This window comes from Streptomyces sp. NPDC048111 (assembly GCF_043202815.1).
In the GTDB taxonomy this organism is placed as follows: domain Bacteria; phylum Actinomycetota; class Actinomycetes; order Streptomycetales; family Streptomycetaceae; genus Streptomyces.
Genome location: NZ_JBIDBD010000030.1, coordinates 49,595 through 71,297, shown reverse-complemented (window position 1 = coordinate 71,297; position 21,703 = coordinate 49,595). Strand labels below are relative to the sequence as shown.

At 72.5% G+C, this 21,703-nt stretch carries 19 protein-coding genes; 15 read left to right on the top strand and 4 right to left on the bottom strand.

The genetic code is table 11. The annotated features are described in order from the left end of the window. Positions 1-535: 535 nt before the first annotated feature. Entirely contained in the window at positions 536-1,144 is a 609-nt protein-coding gene (locus ACGF3I_RS30265; RefSeq protein ID WP_393137559.1) for a TetR family transcriptional regulator, read from the bottom strand. Positions 1,145-1,394: 250 nt separating this feature from the next. Between ACGF3I_RS30265 and ACGF3I_RS30260 the strand changes: the two genes are divergently transcribed. The 3 genes from ACGF3I_RS30260 (at position 1,395) to ACGF3I_RS30250 (ending at position 3,080) form a co-directional block, all read left to right on the top strand. Then, entirely contained in the window at positions 1,395-1,550 is a 156-nt protein-coding gene (locus ACGF3I_RS30260; protein ID WP_393137557.1) for a hypothetical protein, read from the top strand. Positions 1,551-1,552: 2 nt separating this feature from the next. Next, positions 1,553-1,822, top strand: a complete 270-nt coding sequence (locus ACGF3I_RS30255; protein ID WP_393137555.1) for a DUF4190 domain-containing protein — start codon at positions 1,553-1,555, stop codon at positions 1,820-1,822. Between the two features lie 88 nt (positions 1,823-1,910). Next, positions 1,911-3,080, top strand: a complete 1,170-nt coding sequence (locus ACGF3I_RS30250) for a cysteine desulfurase family protein (protein ID WP_393137553.1) — start codon at positions 1,911-1,913, stop codon at positions 3,078-3,080. 82 nt (positions 3,081-3,162) lie between these two features. Here the strand turns inward: ACGF3I_RS30250 and ACGF3I_RS30245 are convergent, their stop codons facing one another. Then, positions 3,163-3,768 carry an N-acetylmuramoyl-L-alanine amidase gene (locus ACGF3I_RS30245; protein WP_393137551.1) on the bottom strand — a complete coding sequence of 202 codons (606 nt, stop codon included), beginning with the start codon at positions 3,766-3,768 and terminating at the stop codon, positions 3,163-3,165. 160 nt (positions 3,769-3,928) lie between these two features. On the opposite strand from ACGF3I_RS30245, the gene mnmA reads away from it, so the two are divergent. Then, entirely contained in the window at positions 3,929-5,074 is a 1,146-nt protein-coding gene (gene mnmA, locus ACGF3I_RS30240) for a tRNA 2-thiouridine(34) synthase MnmA (protein ID WP_393137549.1), read from the top strand. Between the two features lie 18 nt (positions 5,075-5,092). Here the strand turns inward: mnmA and ACGF3I_RS30235 are convergent, their stop codons facing one another. Continuing rightward, complete coding sequence (locus ACGF3I_RS30235; protein ID WP_393137547.1) at positions 5,093-6,043, bottom strand: NADP-dependent oxidoreductase; 951 nt, start codon at positions 6,041-6,043, stop codon at positions 5,093-5,095. 115 nt (positions 6,044-6,158) lie between these two features. Between ACGF3I_RS30235 and ACGF3I_RS30230 the strand changes: the two genes are divergently transcribed. Continuing rightward, the gene (locus ACGF3I_RS30230) at positions 6,159-7,154 is read left to right on the top strand and encodes a GlxA family transcriptional regulator (RefSeq protein ID WP_393137545.1); all 996 of its coding nucleotides are present in this window, start codon (positions 6,159-6,161) and stop codon (positions 7,152-7,154) included. Between the two features lie 26 nt (positions 7,155-7,180). Here the strand turns inward: ACGF3I_RS30230 and ACGF3I_RS30225 are convergent, their stop codons facing one another. Continuing rightward, positions 7,181-7,510, bottom strand: coding sequence for a DUF427 domain-containing protein (locus ACGF3I_RS30225; RefSeq protein ID WP_393137543.1), 330 nt, complete (start codon positions 7,508-7,510; stop codon positions 7,181-7,183). Between the two features lie 53 nt (positions 7,511-7,563). Between ACGF3I_RS30225 and ACGF3I_RS30220 the strand changes: the two genes are divergently transcribed. From ACGF3I_RS30220 to ACGF3I_RS30175, 10 genes are all read left to right on the top strand, one after another. Then, positions 7,564-8,103, top strand: a complete 540-nt coding sequence (locus tag ACGF3I_RS30220) for a TIGR00730 family Rossman fold protein (protein ID WP_393137541.1) — start codon at positions 7,564-7,566, stop codon at positions 8,101-8,103. Positions 8,104-8,122: 19 nt separating this feature from the next. Continuing rightward, the gene (locus ACGF3I_RS30215) at positions 8,123-8,821 is read left to right on the top strand and encodes an SDR family oxidoreductase (protein ID WP_393137539.1); all 699 of its coding nucleotides are present in this window, start codon (positions 8,123-8,125) and stop codon (positions 8,819-8,821) included. A 40-nt stretch (positions 8,822-8,861) separates the two neighbouring features. Next, positions 8,862-9,887, top strand: coding sequence for a methionine synthase (locus ACGF3I_RS30210; protein ID WP_393137537.1), 1,026 nt, complete (start codon positions 8,862-8,864; stop codon positions 9,885-9,887). A gap of 31 nt (positions 9,888-9,918) precedes the next feature. Continuing rightward, a complete protein-coding gene (gene ligA / locus ACGF3I_RS30205; RefSeq protein WP_393137535.1) occupies positions 9,919-12,114 on the top strand; it encodes an NAD-dependent DNA ligase LigA in 2,196 nt (731 codons plus the stop codon). A 273-nt stretch (positions 12,115-12,387) separates the two neighbouring features. Continuing rightward, entirely contained in the window at positions 12,388-14,493 is a 2,106-nt protein-coding gene (locus ACGF3I_RS30200; protein WP_393137533.1) for a putative bifunctional diguanylate cyclase/phosphodiesterase, read from the top strand. Positions 14,494-15,018: 525 nt separating this feature from the next. Further along, a complete protein-coding gene (gatC, locus tag ACGF3I_RS30195; RefSeq protein WP_003966094.1) occupies positions 15,019-15,315 on the top strand; it encodes an Asp-tRNA(Asn)/Glu-tRNA(Gln) amidotransferase subunit GatC in 297 nt (98 codons plus the stop codon). A gap of 5 nt (positions 15,316-15,320) precedes the next feature. Further along, on the top strand, positions 15,321-16,814 hold the full coding sequence (gatA, locus tag ACGF3I_RS30190) for an Asp-tRNA(Asn)/Glu-tRNA(Gln) amidotransferase subunit GatA (RefSeq protein ID WP_393137530.1): 1,494 nt from the start codon (positions 15,321-15,323) through the stop codon (positions 16,812-16,814). After that, complete coding sequence (locus ACGF3I_RS30185) at positions 16,811-17,050, top strand: hypothetical protein (protein WP_393137528.1); 240 nt, start codon at positions 16,811-16,813, stop codon at positions 17,048-17,050. The genes gatA and ACGF3I_RS30185 overlap by 4 nt, the downstream gene beginning before the upstream one ends. 17 nt (positions 17,051-17,067) lie before the next feature. Next, a complete protein-coding gene (gene gatB / locus ACGF3I_RS30180) occupies positions 17,068-18,576 on the top strand; it encodes an Asp-tRNA(Asn)/Glu-tRNA(Gln) amidotransferase subunit GatB (protein ID WP_393137526.1) in 1,509 nt (502 codons plus the stop codon). 939 nt (positions 18,577-19,515) lie between these two features. Continuing rightward, entirely contained in the window at positions 19,516-21,612 is a 2,097-nt protein-coding gene (locus ACGF3I_RS30175; RefSeq protein WP_393137523.1) for a phosphocholine-specific phospholipase C, read from the top strand. Positions 21,613-21,703: the final 91 nt, after the last annotated feature.

The window sequence follows — 21,703 nt, the reverse complement described above, 5'->3', positions numbered from 1 at the left end:
CCGGGGGGTTTGCCCACCCGCCCGCCCGTGCAGCGGGTTGTACCGGCTGAGCCCTGGGGCTGCGCCCCAGACCCGCTGAGGGGCTCCGCCCCTCGAACCCCGGCGGGGGCTCCGCCCCCTGCACCCCCTATCGCGCCTTAAGGGCGCTCGTCCTCAAACGCCGGACGGGCTGAGGGTGCCGATGTGGGCCAGCACCGGTCCCGCTAAGGGGCGCGGGGAACTGCGCGAGAAGCGACCACGGCCCGCGCCCGACCAGGGGGTTAGGGGCGCGGGGAACTGCGCGAAGCAGGCTGGGGTGCACGGGCTGCCCAGCACCAGTCCTGCCAGGGGCGCGGGGAACTGCGCGAGAAGCGACCACGGTCCGCACGCGGCCAGGGGGTTAGGGGCGCGGGGAACTGCGCAAGGCGGGCTGGGGTGCACGTGCTGCCCAGGACCGGCCCTGCCAGGGGCGCGGGGAACTGCGCGAGAAGCGACCACGGTCCGCACATGACCAGGGGGCCGGGGTACCCCGGGGCAATGGGGCGGGCGGGGTGGGCTAGTCCAGCCAGTGGCGGCGGCCCAGCGTCACCAAGCGCAACTGTGCCCGCGCAACACCCAGCACCCCCTCCTCACCCCCCTCCAACAGCGCAGACGCCGTCATCACCATGTGGTCCACATACAACCCCGCCAGCATCCGCACATCCCCCCGCGACCACCCCACCGACTCCGGGTCACTGCCCAGCGCCTCCGCCACCTCGTCGGCGAAGCGGCGGAGTTGGACGCCGATCGCCTCGCGCACGGGGGCCACCCCGCCGTGCCGTTCGCGGGCGATGAAGCGGACGTGCGCGGGGTGGGTGCGGACGTGCTGGGCGATCAGCGCGACCGCGCGGTCGATGCGCTCGTCGCTCGACCCGGTCGTCACGATCGCCGCCCGGATCGTGCCGTGCAGCGAGTCGAGCGCCTGCTCGACCAGGGCCACCCCGAGGTCGGCCGTGCCCGCGAAGTGGCGGTAGAACGCGGCCGGGGCGACCCCCACCTCCCGGGTGACCTCGCGCAGCCCGAGGCTGCTCAGGCTCTGGTGCTCCAGGAGCCGGAGCGCGGAGTCCATGAGCGCCTGACGGGTCTTCTGCTTCTGGGCCTGCCGGATGCCGAGAGTGTGGCTCATTCCACTCAGTAAACATGTGTTCGCCGAAGTTGGGAAGACTAGACTCATGAGTCAGTGAACAGTCGTACTCCGAAAGGCGGTCGGCGGGTGAGCGCGGTGCTCGGTTCCGTACCGGTTCGGTGGCTCACGGGTTGCTCACCGGTTGCTCCTTGCTCGTGCCGGTTGCCAGGCCGACCGTCCTGACAGGTACCCGCCGAGCCGCGCATCGAGCACGCGGAGTGCACACCGACCGCACAGAGAAAGGGATCCCATGTTCTTCCTCGTCGCCGCCCTCCTCCTGCTGGGGGTCGTGCTGGGCTCAGCGGCGCACCTTCCGCTCCCGGTGACCCTGGCCGTCGCCGCCGTCATCGGGGCCTGGCTGCTCGTCTTCGCCGCCCGCGAACGTCTCTCCCACCGGAAGGGCTGACCATGGAACTCACCGCGATCCGCCGCCGTACCCGCGACCGTGACGCCGACGGCATGGCCGTCGCCTCCTTCGTCCTCGGGCTGCTCGGCCTGCTCGTCATGAACGTCATCCTCGGACCCGTCGCGATCGTCCTGTCCTCGCTCGCCCTGCTGTACGGCACCAAGCGCCGCGGCCGGGCCCTGCTCGGGCTCTCCCTCGGGGTCGCCGACCTGGCCGTCCTCGCCGTTCTGTCCATGGCGGACCACACCGTGTCCTGGGGGCTCGGCGGCTGAACCCCGCCCGGTCCCGGCCGGTGCCGCCCGGTCCTGGCCGGAACTGCGGCACGGCCCGCGCGGTACGGCTCGTAGAATCGGGCCCACCATGGCTTACCTCGACCACGCCGCGACCACTCCGATGCTCCCGGAGGCGGTCCGGGCGATGACCGCCCAGCTCACCGTCACCGGCAACGCGTCCTCGCTGCACGCCGCCGGCCGACGGGCGCGCCGCACTGCCGAGGAGGCCCGCGAGGAACTCGCCGAGTCGCTCGGCGCCCGCCCCAGCGAGGTCGTCCTCACCGCGGGCGGCACCGAGGCCGACAACCTCGCCGTCAAGGGCCTGTACTGGGCCCGCCGCGACGCCGACCCGCGCCGCGTACGCGTTCTGGCCAGCCCCGTCGAGCACCACGCCGTGCTCGACGCGGTGCACTGGCTCGCCGAGCACGAGGGCGCCACCGTCGAGTACCTGCCCGTCGACACGTACGGGCGGGTGCACCCCGATGTGCTGCGCGAGGCCATCGAGCGCGATCCGCACGACGTGGCCCTGGTGACCGTCATGTGGGCCAACAACGAGATCGGCACCATCCTCCCGGTGGCCGAACTCGCCGCGGTGGCGCGGGAGTTCGAGGTGCCGATGCACGCCGACGCGGTCCAGGCCTACGGGCAGCTCGACGTGGACTTCGCCGCGTCCGGGCTCGCCGCCATGACCGTGTCCGGCCACAAGATCGGCGGCCCGTACGGCATCGGCGCGCTGCTGCTCGGCCGTGAGTACACCCCCGTCCCCGTGCTGCACGGCGGCGGTCAGGAGCGCCATGTGCGCTCGGGGACCCTCGACGTGCCCGCCATCGCCGCGTTCGCCGTCGCCGGACGGCTCGCCGCCGAACGGCGCGGCGCGTTCGCCCGGGACATCGGCGGGCTGCGCGACCGGCTCGTGGAGGCCGTGCACAAGGCCGTGCCCGACGCCATCCTCGGCGGCGACCCCGATCCGGCGGGCCGGCTGCCCGCCAACGCCCACTTCACCTTCCCCGGCTGCGAGGGCGACTCCCTCCTGCTGCTGCTCGACGCGCAGGGCATCGAATGCTCCACCGGCTCCGCCTGCACGGCCGGCGTCGCCCAGCCGAGCCACGTCCTGCTCGCCACCGGAACCGATCCCGACCTGGCCCGCGGCACCCTGCGCTTCTCGCTCGGCCACACCTCCACCGAGGCCGACGTCGAGGCGGTGGCCGGGGCGATCGGACCCGCGGTCGAGCGGGCGCGCACGGCGGGGCTCGTCTGACCACCGCTCGCCCGAACCCGGCCCCGGCTCGCCCGGACCCGGCCCCGGCCCCGGCTCGCCCGGACCCGGCCCCGGACGCGGCTCAGGCCGGGGTTGCCGCCTTCACCAGCGCGAGATAGCGCGGCCAGTCCCAGTGCGGGCCCGGGTCGGTGTGGTCGGTGCCCGGCACCTCGACGTGCCCGATGATGTGCGTCCGGTCGACGGCTATGCGATAGCGGGCGCAGACCGCCGCGGTCAGCCGCGCCGAGGAGGCGTACATGGCCTCCGTGAACGAGGAGGCCTGCTCCACGAAGCCCTCGTGTTCTATGCCGACGCTGCGCTCGTTGTACTTCCGGTTGCCGGCGTGGAAGGCCACGTCCAGCTCCCGCACCGTCTGCGCCACATGCCCGTCCTTGCGCACCACATAGTGCGCGGCGGCCTTGTGCTCCGGATCCGCGAAGGCCTTCAGGGCGCTCCCGAAACTGCCCTGCACCACGTGGATCACCACGCGGTCTATCCCGTAGTCGTCCGGCCGGTCGGCCGTCCGCCAGTTGGCCGGGTCGGCCGCGGCCCACTGCGCGCCCGCATAGTCCAGCTCTCCCGGTCTGCGCGGCCGGTGCGGGCGCGCGTGCGGCCTGTTGAGGTATCCGATGGTGCCGAACGCCACCACCGCCCCGCCGATCAGCAGCCCCCTGCGACTGGTCGCCATGCGTTCCGCCCCCCGTCCCTCCCGTATCGCCCCCGTGCGGGCCCGTGTGCCGCCCCGCCCGCCGCGCTCCGCGGGCGGAACCCGGACCGGGCCCCTCTGAGATCCACAACGGATACTCCCGTGCCCCCGGTTCCCGATCCCACGTACCCTTACGAGTGCTATGACTCAGACTTCGCCGCAGCCCTCCCCGATGACCTCCCCGCGCCCCCTGCGCGTCCTCGCCGCCATGTCCGGCGGGGTCGACTCCGCCGTCGCGGCCGCGCGGGCCGTCGAGGCGGGGCACGACGTCACGGGCGTGCACCTGGCCCTCTCCGCCAACCCGCAGTCCTTCCGCACCGGGGCCCGCGGCTGCTGCACCATCGAGGACTCCCGGGACGCCCGCCGCGCCGCGGACGTCATCGGCATCCCCTTCTACGTCTGGGACCTGGCGGAGCGCTTCCGCGAGGACGTCGTGGAGGACTTCATCGCCGAGTACGAGGCGGGCCGCACCCCCAACCCGTGCCTGCGCTGCAACGAGAAGATCAAGTTCGCGGCGCTGCTCGACAAGGCGCTCGCGCTCGGCTTCGACGCGGTGTGCACCGGCCACTACGCGACCGTCGTCCTTAACGAGGACGGGAGCCGCGAGCTGCACCGCGCCTCCGACATGGCCAAGGACCAGTCGTACGTCCTCGGGGTGCTGGACGAGCGCCAGCTCGCCCACGCGATGTTCCCGCTGGGCGACACCCTCACCACCAAGGACGAGATCCGCGCCGAGGCCGAGCGCCGCGGTCTCGCGGTCGCCAAGAAGCCCGACAGCCACGACATCTGCTTCATCGCCGACGGCGACACCCAGGGCTTCCTCGCGGACCGCCTCGGCAAGGCGGAGGGCGACATCGTCGACGAGACCGGCACGAAGATCGGCAGCCACGAGGGCGCCTTCGGCTTCACCATCGGCCAGCGCAAGGGCCTGCGCATCGGCCACCCGGCCCCCGACGGCAAGCCCCGCTATGTCCTGGACATCTCCCCGGTGAACAACACCGTCACCGTCGGGCCCGTCGAGGCCCTCGACGTGACGGCCCTCGGCGCGATCAAGCCCCGCTGGTGCGGCAGCGCCCCGGCCGGGCCCGGGACCTACACCGCGCAGCTGCGTGCCCACGGCGGCGAGACCGAGGTGACGGCGGAGCTGGTCGACGGCGTCCTGAACGTGACGTTTGCCGAGCCGGTCCGCGGCGTCGCCCCCGGCCAGGCGATCGTGCTGTACGACGGCACGCGCGTGGTGGGCTCCGCCACCATCGCGACGACCGAGCGCGCCGCCGCGAGCGTCTAGCGCAGCCCGCGGCGCGGCCTACTCGGCGACCCGCAGCACGATCTTGCCCCGGGTGCGGCCGCGTTCGCCGTGCTCGTGCGCCTTCGCGGCGTCGGACAGGTCGAAGACCGAGTCGATCTCGGCGCGCAGCCTGCCCTCCTCGACCAGGTCGGCCAGGGCGCGCAGGGCGAGGTGGTCCGGCTCGACCAGGGTGAAGCCCGCCCGCACACCGCGCGCCGCGGCCTCGGCGAGCAGACCGGGCTCGTCGTTGGTGTTGATCGACACCAGGGTGCCGCCGGGGCGCAGCACGGTGAGGGAGCGCGCGCTGTAGTCGCCGCCCACGGCGTCCAGGACGACGTCCACGTCCGAGACCGCCTCGGTGAAGTCGACGGCGTGGTAGTCGATCACCTCGTCGGCGCCGAGGCCCTTGACGAAGTCGTGCTTCGCGGCGCTCGCGGTGCCGATGACGTACGCGCCGCGCGCCTTGGCGATCTGCACCGCGAGGTGGCCGACACCGCCGGCCGCCGCGTGGATGAGGACGCGCTGCCCGGCCTGGAGCCGGCCCGTGTCGACGAGCGCCTGCCAGGCCGTCAGCGAGGCCAGCGGCAGGGCCGCCGCCTGGATGTGGTCGATCCCGGCGGGCTTGCGGACGAAGTGGCGCGCGGGGGCGGCGACGTACTCGGCGTACGCGCCGGCCTGGTGCGGGAAGAGCGGCATGCCGAAGACCTCGTCGCCGACCGCGTACAGGGTGACGCCGAGGCCCACGGCCTCCACGGTGCCGGACACGTCGAAGCCGAGGACCGGCGGCGTGGTCTCCCGGCCGAAGCCGCCGTGCTCGCGGATCTTCCAGTCGGCGGGGTTGACGCCGGCGGCGTGCACCCGCACCAGCACCTCGGTGGGGCCCGGCTCGGGGCGCTCGACGTCGATCTCGGCAAGCACGTCGGGGCCGCCGAGGCGGGGGGCGCTGATGGCACGCATGGTCTGGGACATAACCGATCCTTCGTGGGGTGTTTTCGCTGGTGGGAGCCACCAACGGAGACCAGACTGCACCCGCGGCGCCTCCCGTGGTGCTGGCCGTTTGGCCATGATGTGACAGAATCTGGCCATGGCCGTACCCCCCGCACCGACCCGACCGCACCAGGTGGCGGTGCTCGCGCTCGACGGAGTCGTCTCCTTCGAGCTCGGCATCCCCTCCCGCATCTTCGACAGCGCCCGGGGCCCCGGGGGCGAGGCGCTGTACGAGGTGACCGTCTGCACCGTGGACGGCCGGCCGGTGCGCACCGAGGCCGGGTTCTCGGTCGCGGTGGACCACGGCGCGGAGGCGCTCGCCGCCGCCGACACCGTGGTGATCCCGCCCACCCACTCCCTCGGCTCGATGGCCGAGGGCGGCCCGCTGCCCGGGCCGGTGGCCGCCGCCTTCGAGGGGATCAGGCCGGGCACCCGGATGGTGTCGATCTGCACGGCGTCCTACGTGCTGGCCGCGGCCGGGCTCCTCGACGGGCGGCCCGCCACCACGCACTGGTGCGACGCCGCCGCCTTCGCGCGCACCTTTCCGCGCGTGGACGTCGACCCGGGCGTCCTGTTCGTCGACGACGGCGACGTGCTGACCTCGGCGGGCGCCGCCGCCGGCATCGACCTGTGCCTGCACCTGGTGCGCCGCGACCACGGCAGCGCCGTCGCCAACCGGGCCGCCCGGCACTGCGTCGTGCCGCCCCACCGCGACGGCGGCCAGGCCCAGTACATCGAGCGCCCCGTTCCGGAGCCGACCCTCGCCAGCACCGCGGCCACCCGCGCCTGGGCCCTCGGGCGGCTCCAGGAACCGCTGTCGCTGGGCGAGATGGCGGCCCACGCCCGGATGAGCCTGCGCACCTTCACGCGCCGCTTCCGCGAGGAGGCGGGCATGACGCCCGGCGCGTGGCTCACCGCCCAGCGCCTCGAACTGGCCCGCCAGCTCCTGGAGTCGAGCGACCTCGCGGTGGACCTCGTCGCCCACCGTTCGGGCTTCGGCACGGCCAACTCGCTGCGCCAGCACATGCGTTCCGTGCTCGGCGTCTCGCCCGTCGCCTACCGGCGCACCTTCCAGGTCGCCGCGCGCGGCTGAACGGCGCGGCGGCCCGTTGGGAGCCGCTACTCGGTGACGGTCTCCACCTCGTAGAAGCAGAGGTGGTCCCTGATGGCGGCCACCTCGGGCTTCGGGTCCGGGTAGTACCAGACCAGGTCCGGCTTCTCCGGCAGCGACCAGTACGAGGCCGTGCCCTTGAACGGGCAGTGGGTGTGGGTGTCCGAAGGCGTCAGCAGATCCGTGCGGACGTCGTCGGGCGGAAGGTAGTAGCGGACGGGAAGACCGGTCTCGCGCAGCAGCAGGGGACGCCGGCTGTCGGCGAGCACCTGCCCGTCATGCACGACCCGCACGTGTTCGCTGCCCTGTTCCACGGTGATGCGATGTCCTGTCGTCATGGGGAGTACAGCGCCCGCGGAGCCCCGCTTCTTCCCCCTCGTATCGTTGCCCCATGAACATCTGCGTCTTCCTCTCCGCGGCCGACCTCGACGAGCGCTACACGCGCCCCGCCCGCGAATTCGCCGAGCTGCTCGGCAAGGGCGGACACGCGCTGGTGTGGGGCGGCTCGGAGAGCGGCCTCATGAAGGTCGTCGCCGACGGAGTGCAGCAGGCCGGCGGCCGGCTCGTCGGGGTCTCCGTCGACTTCCTGGCGGCCAAGGCGCGGGAGAACGCCGACGAGATGGTGATCGCCAAGGACCTCGCCGAGCGCAAGGCGCTGCTGCTCGCCAAGTCGGACGCCGTGGTGATCATGGTCGGTGGGACCGGCACCCTGGACGAGGCCACCGAGATCCTGGAGCTGAAGAAGCACGGGAGGACCACCAAGCCGGTCGTGCTGCTGAACACCGCCGGGTTCTACGACGGCCTCAAGGAGCAGTTCCGGCGCATGGAGGACGAGGGCTTCCTGCCCGTCCCCCTCACCGAACTGGTCTTCTTCGCCGAGGACGGCGTCGCGGCCGTCGCCTACCTGGAGGAGTCCCTCGGTATCCAGTGAGCGCCCCAGCAGTGCGAGCATGGCGGGTATGGCTACTCATCTGATCACCGGCGCCGGCTCCGGCATCGGCGCCGCCGTCGCGCGCCGCCTGCACGAGCGCGGCGACGAGCTCATCCTGCTCGCCCGCGACGCCGGACGCGCCAAGGAGTTCGCGGCCCGCCACCCCGGCGCCCGCACGCTCGTCGGCGACCTGGCGGACCCCGACCGCCTGTCCTGGGCCTTCGACAAGCAGTCCATGCCGGACCGGCTCGACTCGCTGCTGCACATCGCGGGCATCGTCGACCTCGGGCCCGTCGGCGAGCTGCGCCCCAAGACCTGGCACCAGCAGCTCAACGTCAACCTCATCGCCCCCGCCGAGATCACCCGCCACGTGCTGCCCCAACTGCGGGCCTCGCGCGGCCACGTGGTCTTCGTGAACTCCGGCGCCGGGCTCAGCGCCCATGCCGAATGGGGCGCGTACGCCGCCTCCAAGCACGGCCTCAAGGCGCTCGCCGACGCGCTGCGCCACGAGGAGCACGCCAACGGCGTCCGCGTGACCTCCGTCTACCCGGGCCGCACCGCCAGCCCCATGCAGGCCAAGGTGCACTCGCAGGAGGGCAAGGAGTACGACCCGACGAGGTTCATCGACCCCGAGTCGGTGGCCACCACCATCGTCATGGCCCTCGACCTGCCGGCCGACGCCGAGGTCAACGACCTCACCGTGCGCCCCGGAAAGTAGCCGGGGCCGGGCCGCGCGCCCGGTTGCGTAGGCTTCCGGGGTGAGCGAACAGAGCACTTTTCCCTGGGGCCCCGCCACCGGCGTCGGCTCGATGCCGGGCGGCGACGCGCGGGAGACCGCCAAGACCGTCACCGGCTCGCTGATCGGCGCGGAGGGGGCGCGCGGCGACTTCCCCCACCTCGCGGAACTGCCCGCGCGCGGCCCCGGCGCCGACATGATCGGGCGCACCATCGGTCTCCTCGTCGAGATGTACGGACATGTGGAGCCCAGCGGATGGCGGGTCTCCGACCGGCCCGGCCGCGACACCCGGCGGGCCAGGTCCTGGCTCGGCGAGGACCTCGACGCCCTGGAGGAGTTCACCCAGGACTACACCGGCCCGCTCAAGGTGCAGGCCGTCGGGCCCTGGACGCTCGCCGCCGCCCTGGAACTCAGGGGCGGCGAGCTCTCGCTCGGCGATCCCGGCGCCTGCCGCGACCTCGCCGGTTCGCTCGCCGAGGGCCTGCGCGACCACCTCGCCGAGGTGCGCCGCCGCGTCCCCGGCGCGCACCTGGTGCTCCAGCTGGACGAGCCCTCGCTCACCGCGGTCCTGCGCGGCCGGATCCGTACCGCCAGCGGGTACCGCACCCACCGGGCCGTCGACCGCCAGGTCGTGGAGGCCGCGCTGCGCGAGGTCATGGCCGTGCACGACGGGCCCGTCGTGGTCCACTCCTGCGCTCCCGACGTGCCGTTCGCGCTGCTGCGCAGGGCCGGGGCCGCGGGGATCTCGTTCGATTTCTCCCTGCTCACCGAGCGTGACGACGAACAGCTCGGCGAGGCCGCCGAGAGCGGTGTGAAGCTCCTCGCCGGAGTGGTGCCCGCCACCGACGGCCCATTGTCAGACCCTGCCGGTAGCGTCATGGGTGTCAGGACGCTGTGGCGCAGGCTGGGGCTGCATCCGGGGACTCTGGGCGAGTCCGTGGTGATCACCCCCACCTGTGGCATGGCGGGCGCGTCCCCGGCCCACGCCCGGGCCGCGCTCGCCCACTGCGTCCGGGCGGCGAGATCGCTCGCGGACAACCCTGAGTGACGGGGACAACGGGAAACGGGAGGACATGACGGTGGCTGGCGAACAGAACGCAGCGGTGCCCACGGAGGCACGGGAGAAGCACGCGCTCCTCGCCGAGCAGATCGAGGAGCACCGCTTCCGCTACTACGTCCGGGACCAACCGGTCATCAGCGACGGCGACTTCGACAAGCTGCTCCGCTCCCTCGAAGCCCTGGAGGACGAGCACCCGGAGCTGCGCACCCCCGACTCGCCGACCCAGAAGGTGGCGGGCCCCTACGCGACGGACTTCGCCTCGGTCGAGCACCGCGAGCGCATGCTGTCCCTGGACAACGCCTTCGACGACGAGGAACTGGCCGCCTGGGCCGAGCGCGTCGCCAAGGACGTCGGCACCGGTGCCTACCACTACCTGTGCGAGCTGAAGGTCGACGGCCTCGCCGTGAACCTGACGTACGAGCACGGCAGGCTGACCCGCGCCGCCACCCGCGGCGACGGCCGCACCGGTGAGGACATCACGCCCAACGTCCGCACCATCGCCGACATCCCCACCCGCCTCAAGGGCGACCGCATCCCCGAGCTCGTCGAGATCCGGGGCGAGGTCTACTTCCCGATGGAGGCCTTCGAAGGCCTCAACGCCCGGCTGGTCGAAGCGGGCGACAAGCCGTTCGCCAACCCGCGCAACGCGGCGGCCGGCTCCCTGCGCCAGAAGGACCCCAAGGTCACCGCCACCCGGCCGCTGCACATGGTGGTGCACGGCATCGGCGCGCGCGAGGGCTTCGACATCGACCGCCTCTCCCAGGCGTACGACCTGCTGCGCGAGTGGGGTCTGCCCACCGCCCGGCACAACAAGGTGGTCGAATCCCTCGAAGAAGTACGGCAGTTCATCGCCTACATGGGCGAGAACCGGCACTCGGTGGTGGAGCACGAGATCGACGGCGTCGTCGTCAAGCTCGACGAGATCCCGCTCCAGGGCCGCCTCGGCTCCACGGCGCGCGCCCCGCGCTGGGCCATCGCCTGGAAGTACGCGCCCGAAGAGGTCAACACCAAACTCATCAACATCCGTGTGGGCGTGGGCCGTACGGGCCGCATCACCCCCTACGCCCAGGTCGAGCCGGTCACCGTGGCGGGCTCCGAGGTCGAGTTCGCCACCCTGCACAACCAGGACGTGGTCAAGGCCAAGGGCGTCCTCATCGGCGACACGGTCGTGCTGCGCAAGGCCGGCGACGTCATCCCGGAGATCCTCGGCCCCGTCGCCGACCTCAGGGACGGCAGCGAGTACCCCTTCGAGATGCCCTCCGAGTGCCCGGAGTGCGGAACCGCGCTGCGCCCGATGAAGGAGGGCGACATCGACCTCCGCTGCCCCAACGCCCAGTCCTGTCCCGCCCAGTTGAGGGAGCGGCTGTTCTACCTGGCGGGCCGCAAGAGCCTCGACATCGAGAACTTCGGGTACGTGGCGGCGGCGGCCCTCACCAAACCCCTGGAGCCGGCCGCGCCCCCGCTGCTCGACGAGGGCGACCTCTTCGATCTGACGATGGATCAACTCCTGCCCATCCGGGCGTACGTCCTCGACCAGGACAGCGGGCTGCCCAAGCGCGACCCCAAGACGGGCGAGGAGAAGACCGCTCTGGTCTTCGCCAACATGAACGGCGAGCCGCGCAAGAACGCCGTCGCCATGCTGGAGAACATCGCGGCCGCCAAGGAGCGCCCGCTGGCCCGCATCCTCACCGGCCTGTCCATCCGCCACGTCGGCCCGGTCGCCGCCGAGGCGCTGGCCCGCGCGTTCCGCTCCATCGACCGCATCGAGCAGGCCGGCGAGGAGGAACTCGCGGCGGTCGAGGGCGTGGGCGGCATCATCGCGGCCTCCCTCAAGCAGTGGTTCGCCGAGGAGTGGCACCAGGAGATCCTGCGGAAGTGGAAGGCCGCGGGCGTCCGCATGGAGGACGAGAGCACCGGCGAGGACGAGGGGCCCCGCCCGCTGGAGGGCCTGACCGTCGTGGTGACCGGAACTCTTGAGCGGCACACGAGAGATGGCGCGAAAGAGGCGCTGCAGAGCCGCGGTGCCAAGGTCACCGGTTCCGTCTCGAAGAAGACCTCGTTCGTCGTCGTCGGCGACAGCCCCGGCTCCAAGTACGACAAGGCGATGCAGCTGAAGGTTCCGGTTCTGGACGAGGACGGCTTCGCCGTTCTGCTGGAACAGGGGCCCGACGCGGCGAGAGAAGCCGCGATGCCCACGGCTCCGGAGGGGGAATGAGGGTCGAAGGAGGGTAGTAACAGGGGGCCTGGAGGCTGCGCGGAGTCACCCGTTCGGCGCATAGCAGACCGATGCGGGTGGCTGGGTCGCATTCGGGCAAGAGCTGTAGACCGCTGCCCGACCGAGCCTTCTGCGGCCTACTGTTGAGATGCGCGCCCGTCGTGCACGGCTGACGGCCCGCTCGCGGAGCACCCGGGGCGGAACACCCGTCGTGACGGCATGACACGGGGGCCATCGTGTGCACGGGCACCGCCGGCTGTGAGAGGGACGGGAATGAAACCGACCGAGAGCACCGCCCCGGCCGTGAGGCTGCGCGGGTTCACGGGCTTTTCGTCCAGGCTGACGGCCGTGGTGACCGGCCTGGCGGGCCTGGTCCTCGCCACCGGAATCCGCCAGGCCGTCCAGGACGGCCGGCCCCTGTTCCCCGGTGGCACCACGGGCTGGTCGCTCGCCGTCCTCACCGGCATCATCGTCGGCCATCTCGTCGCGCTCGGCCGTGAGCGCTGGTGGGGCGGGACCGGCTCCGGCGCGGCCCTCACCATCGCCGTGCTGATCCTGTACGGCTGGCTGCCGGCCGCCCTGGTCAGCATGGCCGTCGTGGTCCTGGTCGGCGCCGCGCGGCGCAACCGCTGGCGCCAGGGCGTGCTGCACGGCGCCGTGGACGTCCTGGGGACGGGCGCCGCCGGTCTGGTGCTGGCCGCGTTCGGCGTCGTGCCGACCGTGGCGGAACCCTGGTGGCCCACCGGATGGAGCATCGCCACCGTCCCCGAGATCGTGCTCGCCGCGGGCACCTATCTGCTGCTCACCAGGACGCTGCTCTGGTACGCGCTCGCCCCCCGCGGCGGGCTGCCCACGGTCGCCCGCACGGCTCTGATGCGGCAGGGGCTCGTGGCGGTCGCGCTGCTGGGCATCGCCCCGCTGATCTGCGTCGTCGCCATGTCGGTACCGGTGCTGCTGCCGCTGTTCGCGGTGCCGCTCGTCGCCCTCGACTCCACGCTCTGGATCGCCCGGGCCCGCGCCGAGGAGCAGCTGCGCGACCCGCTGACCCGGCTGCCCAACCGCCAGTGGCTCCTGGAGCGCACCTGGGCGGCCCTGGAGGAGGCGGAGAACGACGGCACCCGCTCCGCCCTCGTCCTGATCGACCTCGACCGCTTCCGGTCGGTGAACGACACCCTCGGCCACCTCGCCGGAGACCGCCTCCTCCTCCAGATAGCCGAACGCCTGCGGACCGCTCTTCCCCGCGGCGCCGAGGCGGCCCGGCTGGGCGGGGACGAGTTCGCCGTGCTGCTGCCGGTCTGCGACTCCGCGACCAGCGCCATGCGCACCGCCCGCGGCCTGGTCGCCGAGCTGTCCTCGCCGCTCGACCTCGACGGGCTGACGCTCGTCCTGGAGGCCAGCGCCGGCGTGGCCCTCTTCCCCGACCACGCGCTGGACGCCGAAGGGCTGCTCCGCCGGGCCGACGTCGCGATGTACCAGGCCAAGCGCGACCGCACCGGGGTGGAGGTGTACGAGTCCAAGCGGGACTCCAACACCCCTGACCGGCTGGGCCTGTTGGGCGATCTGCGGCGCGCGCTCGACGCGGGGGACGTCGATCTCCACTACCAGCCCAAGGTGCAGTTCGACGGACAGGTCGCCGGACTCGAGGCCCTGGTGCGCTGGGTGCACCCCGAGCGCGGGCAGGTCCCTCCGGACGAGTTCATCGCCATCGCCGAGTCCAGCGGGCTCATGCCGCACCTCACCGAGTACGTCCTGGAGACCGCGCTCGCGCAGGTGGCCCGGTGGCGTGCCCAGGGCCTGAACGTGCCGGTCGCCGTCAACGTCTCGCCGCGCGACGTGCACACCCCGGGGTTCGCGGGGTCCGTCGCGGCCCGGCTCGCCCGGCACGGCGTACCGGCCGGGTCGCTCCAGCTGGAGATAACCGAGCACGTCCTCCTGGAGGACCCGCAGCGCGCCGCGGACACCCTGGCCGGGCTGACCGCGCACGGCGTCAAGATGTCCCTCGACGACTTCGGTACGGGGTACTCCTCGCTGGTCCACCTCCGGCGGCTGCCGGTCAGCGAGCTGAAGATCGACCGGTCGTTCGTGGCGCGGCTCGCCATCGACAACGAGGACGCCGAGATCGTGCGCTGCACGGTCGATCTCGCGCACTCGCTGGGGCTGTTGGTGGTCGCGGAGGGGGTCGAGGACGACGAGACGTGGGAGCGGTTGCGGGATCTGGGGTGTGATGCGGTGCAGGGGTGGCTTGTGGCTGCGGCCATGCCGCCCGCTGAGGCCACGGCCTGGTTGCTTGCCCGGGGGGACACGGGGTGGCATCGGCCTGCCGAGATCGCGGCGGCCGAAGCGGCGGCCCGCCGGGCCTCCAACCAGCCTGTGCAGTAACCCCCCCGGGGCTTCGCCCCGGACCCCGAGGATGCTGCCCACCCGCCCGCCCGTGCAGGGGGTTGAAGGGTTCGGGCCCAGAGGCTGCGCCCCAGACCCGCTGAGGGGCTCCGCCCCTCGGACCCCGGCGGGGGCTGCGCCCCCTGCACCCCCGGGGGGTTTGCCCACCCGCCCGCCCGTGCGGGGGTTGGAGGGTGCCTGGCCCTGGGGCTGCGCCCCAGACCCGCTGAGGGGCTCCGCCCCTCGGACCCCGGCGGGGGCTGCGCCCCCTGCACCCCCGCGCGGGGACTTCGTCCCCTGCACCGCTCTCGGGGGCTCCGCCCCCTGCACCCCCGGGCGGGGACTTCGTCCCCTGCACCGCTCTCGGGGGCTCCGCCCCCTGCACCCCCGGGTCGGTCGGGGCGGTGTCTGGGGTGGTGTTGTGGGGGTGGTCGGGGGTGTGGGGGGAATGCGTTTCGTGGTGGGGGTGTCCCGACCCATAGGATTGGGCCCACACCACACTCACTCACCCCTGAGGATCGCTGCATGCCTGGCATTACGCGCGAGGAGGTCGCCCACCTCGCCCGGCTGGCGCGTCTTGAGCTGAAGGGCGAAGAGCTCGACCACTTCGCCGGACAGCTCGACGACATCATCGGCGCGGTCGCCCGCGTCTCCGAGGTCGCCGACCAAGACGTACCCCCGACCTCCCACCCGCTGCCGCTGACCAACGTCATGCGTGCGGACGAGGTCCGTCCGTCGCTCACCCCCGCGCAGGCGCTCTCCGGCGCCCCGGCCCAGGAGCAGCAGCGTTTCAAGGTGCCGCAGATCCTGGGGGAGGACTAATCACCATGACGGACATCATCAAGCTCACCGCGGCCGACATCGCCGCGAAGATCGCGGCCGGCGAACTGACCGCCGTCGAGGTCACCGAGGCCCACCTGGCGCGCATCGAGGCCGTGGACGAGAAGGTCCACGCCTTCCTGCACGTCGACCGCGAGGGCGCGCTCGCGCAGGCCCGCGCCGTCGACGCCAAGCGCGCGGCCGGCGAGAAGCTCGGCCCGCTGGCCGGTGTGCCCCTGGCGCTGAAGGACATCTTCACCACCGAGGGCATCCCGACCACCGTCGGCTCCAAGATCCTCGAAGGCTGGATCCCGCCGTACGACGCGACGCTCACCAAGCGCCTCAAGGACGCCGACGTCGTCATCCTCGGCAAGACCAACATGGACGAGTTCGCCATGGGGTCGTCGACGGAGAACAGCGCGTACGGGCCGACCGGCAACCCGTGGGACCTGACCCGCATCCCCGGCGGCTCCGGCGGTGGCTCCTCCGCGGCCCTCGCCTCCTACGAGGCCCCGCTCGCCATCGGCACGGACACCGGCGGCTCCATCCGCCAGCCCGCCGCCGTCACCGGCACGGTCGGCGTCAAGCCCACCTACGGCGCGGTCTCCCGCTACGGCATGGTCGCCTTCTCGTCCTCCCTCGACCAGGGCGGGCCCTGCGCCCGTACGGTCCTGGACGCGGCGCTCCTGCACGAGGTCATCGCCGGGCACGACCCGCTGGACTCGACGTCCATCGACGCGCCGGTCCCGCCGGTCGTCGAGGCCGCGCGCAACGGCTCGGTCGCCGGGATGCGCGTCGGCATCGTGAAGCAGTTCGGCGGCGAGGGCTACCAGGCCGGCGTCGTCCAGCGCTTCAACGAGTCGGTCGAGCTGCTCAAGTCGCTCGGCGCCGAGATCGTCGAGCTGGACTGCCCGTCCTTCGACCTGGCGCTCTCCGCGTACTACCTGATCGCGCCGTCGGAGTGCTCCTCCAACCTGGCCCGCTTCGACGCCATGCGCTACGGCCTGCGGGTCGGCGACGACGGCACGAAGTCCGCCGAGGACGTCACCGCGCTGACCCGCGAGGCCGGCTTCGGCGACGAGGTCAAGCGCCGCGTCATCCTCGGTACGTACGCCCTGAGCTCCGGCTACTACGACGCGTACTACGGCTCGGCCCAGAAGGTCCGCACCCTGATCACGCGGGACTTCGAGAAGTCGTTCGAGCAGGTCGACGTGATCGTGTCGCCGACCACGCCCACCACGGCGTTCCCGATCGGGGAGCGCGCCGACGACCCGATGGCGATGTACCTCGCCGACCTGTGCACCATCCCGACCAACATGGCCGGCAACGCCGCCATGTCGCTGCCCTGCGGTCTCGCGCCGGAGGACGGCCTGCCGGTCGGGCTGCAGATCATCGCCCCCGCCATGAAGGACGACCGCCTGTACAAGGTGGGAGCCGCTGTCGAGGCCGCCTTCGTGCAAAAGTGGGGACACCCGCTGCTTGAGGAGGCTCCGTCGCTGTGAGTGCACTGACCAAGGCCAAGGGTTTCAAGAAGTCCAAGGCCGGCACGTACCTGTCCATCGGCACCACCGCGTTCGGCGCGATCAGCGTGGTCAAGCAGGCCAAGAAGGCCCGCACCGACCACGACACGCTGAAGCTGCTCGACGCCGTCGTCTCCGCCGCCGCCATCGCCACCGGCGTCGCCCTCCTGCTGCGCGAGCTCAAGCGCATCGGTGACGACGACGTCCTGTTCGGCTGAGAGGGAAGTTTTTCACCGTGACCGTCACCGATCTGGTCTCGTACGAGGACGCCCTCGCGACGTACGACCCCGTCATGGGCCTTGAGGTCCATGTCGAACTCGGCACCAAGACCAAGATGTTCTGCGGCTGTTCGACCGAGCTGGGCGCCGAGCCCAACTCGCAGACCTGCCCCACCTGCCTCGGCCTGCCCGGCTCACTGCCGGTCGTCAACGCGATCGGCGTCGAGTCGGCCGTCAAGATCGGTCTCGCGCTCAACTGCGAGATCGCCGAGTGGTGCCGCTTCGCCCGGAAGAACTACTTCTACCCGGACATGCCGAAGAACTTCCAGACCTCGCAGTACGACGAGCCGATCGCCTTCAACGGCTACCTGGACGTCCAGCTGGAGGACGGCGAAATCTTCCGCGTGGAGATCGAGCGCGCCCACATGGAGGAGGACACCGGCAAGTCCACGCACGTCGGTGGCGCGACGGGCCGCATCCACGGTGCCTCGCACTCGCTCCTGGACTACAACCGCGCGGGCATCCCGCTCATCGAGATCGTCACCAAGCCGATCGAGGGCGCGGGCGAGCGGGCCCCCGAGGTGGCGAAGGCGTACGTGGCCGAGCTGCGCGAGGTCATCAAGGCGCTCGGCGTCTCCGAGGCCCGGATGGACAAGGGCCAGATGCGCTGCGACGTGAACCTGTCGCTGCGCCCGCACGGCGTGGAGAAGTTCGGCACCCGTTCGGAGACCAAGAACGTCAACTCGCTGCGTTCGGTCGAGCGGGCCGCCCGCTTCGAGATCCAGCGGCACGCGGCCGTGCTGTCCTCGGGCGGCACCATCGTGCAGGAGACCCGTCACTTCCACGAGGAGGACGGGTCCACCACCTCGGGCCGCATCAAGGACAACGCCGAGGACTACCGCTACTTCCCCGAGCCGGACCTGGTACCGGTCGCGCCCGCGCGTGCGTGGGTCGAGGAACTGCGGGGCGCCCTTCCGGAGATGCCGCGTGCGCGGCGCAACCGGCTCCGCGAGGAGTGGGGCGTCTCCGAGCACGACATGCAGTCGATGCTCAACGCCGGTGCGGTCGACCCGATCGTCGCGACGATCTCCGCCGGGGCTGACGCGGCGGGGGCGCGCAAGTGGTGGATGGGCGAGCTCGCCCGCCACGCCAACGAGTCGGGCGTCCCGCTCGACGAGCTGGCGATCACCCCCGAGCAGGTCGCGCGGGTCGTGGCGCTGGTCGCCGCGGGTGACCTCAACGACAAGCTGGCCCGCCAGGTCATCGAGGGCGTCCTCGCGGGTGAGGGCGAGCCGGACGCGGTCGTCGAGAAGCGCGGTCTGAAGGTCGTCTCCGACGAGGGGGCGCTGGGGGCTGCCGTGGACGAGGCGATCGCGGGGAACGCGGGGGTTGCCGAGAAGATCCGGGGCGGGAAGGTTGCGGCTGTCGGGGCGTTGGTCGGGGCGGTCATGAAGACCACCCGGGGGCAGGCTGACGCGGCTCGCGTCAAGGAGCTCATTCTGGAGCGCCTGGGCGTCGAGGCCTAGCCCCACCCCACCCCAGGGCGGCCCCCCACCCGGGGAGGCCGCCCTCCGGCGTCTCCGGGCGGCCCGGCTGAGCCCCGGGGTTCAGCCCCAGACCCCGGGGGCGCTTGCCCACCCGCCCGCCCGTGCGGGGGGTTGGCTGGGCCCGGCTCCCTGGGGCTCCGCCCCAGACCCCGAGGGGTTTGCCCACCCGCCCGCCCGTGCAGGGGGTTGGCTGGGCCCGGCTCCCTGGGGCTCCGCCCCAGACCCCGAGGGGTTTGCCCACCCGCCCGCCCGTGCAAGGGGTTGAAGGGTTCGGCTCCTGGGGCTGCGCCCCAGACCCCCTGAGGGGCTCCGCCCCTCGAGCCCCGGCGGGGGCTCCGCCCCCTGCACCCCTGCGCGGGGACTTCGTCCCCTGCACCCCTTTCGGGGGCTGCGCCCCCGGACCCCCCTTCGCGCCTGAACGGCGCTCGTCCTCAATCGCCGGACGGGCTGAGGATGCGCATGCTGGCCGGCACCGGTGCAGTTAGGGGCGCGGGGAACTGCGCGAGGCATGCCGGGCTACGCATGCGGGCCGACACCAGTGCCGCCAGGGGCGCGGGGAACTGCGCGACCAGCCACGCACGGTCTGCGGACGAACGCGGGTTTGGGGGCGCGGGGAACTGCGCGAGAAGCGACCGCGGCCCGCACATGACCGAGGGGGCCAGGGGCGCGGGGGACCCCCGAAACCCGTCCATCCCCAGCCCTGCCAGGGGCGCGGGGAACCGCGCACACCCCGCCAGCGCCGGGGGCCGCCCCCAAAAAAAGACTCCCCCCTTGGACTTTCCGCAAGCGAAAGTTGGACGTTCATCCGCGAGCCGGGGCGGGGTCTTCTGGGGGACACCCCGGGTCGTTAGCGTGCCCCCGTACCGAGAACGCACCGCACGGGAGGCCCAGTTGCCCACGGACACCACAGACCGCGGCATGTCGCGACGCCGGCTCTTCGCGCTGGGCGGGGGCGCCCTCGGCGCGGCCGCGGCCGGGTCGTTGTTGCCGCCCTCGCTGCAGGCGGCCATGGCCGCCGGGCCGCCCGCCGGCGGGATGGGCGCCGTCAAGCACGTCGTCATCCTCATGCAGGAGAACCGCAGCTTCGACCACTACTTCGGCACCCTCCGCGGCGTCCGCGGCTTCGGCGACCGCAACGCCGTCCAACTCCCGGGCGGCAGGCCGGTGTTCGAGCAGCCGGGCCCGCTGGGCAGCACCGTCCTGCCGTTCCCCGTGCGGGCCGCCGCGGCGGCCCAGCACAAGGACCTGCAGTACATAGGCGCCCTCGACCACTCGTGGAGCGGCGGCGCCAAGGCCTGGAACAACGGCTGGATGGACAACTGGGTCTCCGCCAAGACCTCGGCGACCATGGCGTACTACGACCGCCAGGACATCCCGCTGCACTACGAACTCGCCGACACCTTCACCGTCTGCGACGCCTACCACTCCTCCATCCACAGCTCCACCAGCCCCAACCGCAACCACCTGTGGAGCGGGAAGACGGGCTTCGAGCCCAACGGGCAGCGGGCCGTCGGCAATGACGCGTACGACGAGGGGACGCACCCCGGATACGACTGGGGCACCTACGCCGAGCGGCTGGAGAAGGCCGGGCGCAGCTGGAAGACGTACACCGAGTGGGAGAACTTCACCGACAACCAGATCGAGTTCTTCACCACCTTCAAGGCCGTCGCCCGAAAGGCGCTGGCGAAGACCGGTGGGCACACGTTCATGGAGTCCTTCTACGGCGCCGTGCGCGACGCTTCGGCGGAGGCCGAGCGGCAGCGGCTGCTCGGGCTGCTCGACCAGGGCGTCGCCACCCTCACCAAGGCCGAACGCAGCCTGTTCGAGCGGGGGTTGAGGCGGGTGCCGACCGGCACGCTGGCCGATGCCTTCGGCAAGGACGTCGCCGCCGGGACCCTGCCGGAGGTCTCCTACCTGGTGCCCTCCGCGCTCGACTCGGAGCACCCGAGCGTCTCCTCGCCGGTGCACAGCGCCACGATCGTCTACAAGGTGCTCGACGCGCTCGGCAAGCACCCCGATGTCTGGCGGCACACCGTCGTGCTCATCAACTACGACGAGAACGACGGCTTCTTCGACCACGTCCCGCCGCCCGTCGCCCCGCCCGAGGTGGCCGACGAGCAGTGGCAGGGGCGGCCGACCGGGCTCGGCGCGCGGGTGCCGATGCTCGTCGTGTCGCCGTGGAGCGTGGGCGGATACGTCTGCTCCGAGGTGTTCGACCACACCTCGGTGATCCGCTTCCTGGAGCGCCTGACCGGGGTGCGCGAGCCCAACATCAGCGGGTGGCGGCGCACCGTCGCCGGCGATCTGACCTCCGCCTTCGACTTCAAGCGCGGCCGGCCGCAGCCCGCGGTGTCCCGGCCGGCCCCGATCCCGCCGCTGAGCGGGCGCTGGCGGCCCGAGCCGCCCGCTCAGCAGCGCATGCCCGTCCAGGAGGAGGGCTCGCGGCCGGCCCGGCCGCTGCCCTACCAGCCGGACGCCTGTGTGAAGGTCGCCGACGGCGCGCTCCAGGTGCAGCTCAGCAACAACGGCCCGGCCAGCGCCCACTTCGCGCTCTACCCGTACGCCGGTGAGTTCCCGGCGCCGCAGCACAAGGACGTCCGGGGCAAGGGCCGGTGGAGCGTCCCGCTCGCCGGGCGCGCGGACGGCTACCGGTTCACGGTGACCGGGCCCAACGGGTTCCGGCGCGAGTTCGAGGGCGCGGGCGCCGCCGACACCGCCGAGGTGACCTCGTATCTCGACCACCACGACCGGGACGTCCACCTGACGCTGCGCAACCGCGGCCGCCGCCCCCTCACCTTCGTCGTCCGGCCGCTCGGCTACGCCGACGAGGCCGATCTGCGGGACTGGAGGCGGACCGTCACGGTCAAGCCCGGGCGCAGCCGCACCCTGGTGCACTCCGCCGCCGACGCGCACGGCTGGTACGACCTCGAAGTGACGACCACCGACGGCGCGACCGCGTTCCGGCGCCGCCTGATGGGGCACATCGAGAACGGGCGGCCGAGCGTCTCCGGCTGAGGGGGCGCGAAGTTCCTCGGGCGGGGGGCCTGTGAGGAAGGCCACGAAAGGGACAAACGATCACTATTGACTGCCAGAGTGGCTGAGGCGC

What these genes read in the sequence shown, in the direction of transcription:
- ACGF3I_RS30175 (WP_393137523.1), top strand. Translation starts at nt 19,516, where the DNA reads ATGTCGCGACGCCGGCTCTTCGCGCTGGGCGGGGGCGCCCTCGGCGCG.
- mnmA (WP_393137549.1), top strand. Translation starts at nt 3,929, where the DNA reads ATGACTCAGACTTCGCCGCAGCCCTCCCCGATGACCTCCCCGCGCCCC.
- ACGF3I_RS30245 (WP_393137551.1), bottom strand. Translation starts at nt 3,768, where the DNA reads ATGGCGACCAGTCGCAGGGGGCTGCTGATCGGCGGGGCGGTGGTGGCG.
- ACGF3I_RS30255 (WP_393137555.1), top strand. Translation starts at nt 1,553, where the DNA reads ATGGAACTCACCGCGATCCGCCGCCGTACCCGCGACCGTGACGCCGAC.
- ACGF3I_RS30260 (WP_393137557.1), top strand. Translation starts at nt 1,395, where the DNA reads ATGTTCTTCCTCGTCGCCGCCCTCCTCCTGCTGGGGGTCGTGCTGGGC.
- ACGF3I_RS30220 (WP_393137541.1), top strand. Translation starts at nt 7,564, where the DNA reads ATGAACATCTGCGTCTTCCTCTCCGCGGCCGACCTCGACGAGCGCTAC.
- ACGF3I_RS30230 (WP_393137545.1), top strand. Translation starts at nt 6,159, where the DNA reads ATGGCCGTACCCCCCGCACCGACCCGACCGCACCAGGTGGCGGTGCTC.
- ACGF3I_RS30225 (WP_393137543.1), bottom strand. Translation starts at nt 7,510, where the DNA reads ATGACGACAGGACATCGCATCACCGTGGAACAGGGCAGCGAACACGTG.
- ACGF3I_RS30215 (WP_393137539.1), top strand. Translation starts at nt 8,123, where the DNA reads ATGGCGGGTATGGCTACTCATCTGATCACCGGCGCCGGCTCCGGCATC.
- ACGF3I_RS30200 (WP_393137533.1), top strand. Translation starts at nt 12,388, where the DNA reads ATGAAACCGACCGAGAGCACCGCCCCGGCCGTGAGGCTGCGCGGGTTC.
- ACGF3I_RS30250 (WP_393137553.1), top strand. Translation starts at nt 1,911, where the DNA reads ATGGCTTACCTCGACCACGCCGCGACCACTCCGATGCTCCCGGAGGCG.
- gatA (WP_393137530.1), top strand. Translation starts at nt 15,321, where the DNA reads ATGACGGACATCATCAAGCTCACCGCGGCCGACATCGCCGCGAAGATC.
- ACGF3I_RS30265 (WP_393137559.1), bottom strand. Translation starts at nt 1,144, where the DNA reads ATGAGCCACACTCTCGGCATCCGGCAGGCCCAGAAGCAGAAGACCCGT.
- gatC (WP_003966094.1), top strand. Translation starts at nt 15,019, where the DNA reads ATGCCTGGCATTACGCGCGAGGAGGTCGCCCACCTCGCCCGGCTGGCG.
- ACGF3I_RS30235 (WP_393137547.1), bottom strand. Translation starts at nt 6,043, where the DNA reads ATGTCCCAGACCATGCGTGCCATCAGCGCCCCCCGCCTCGGCGGCCCC.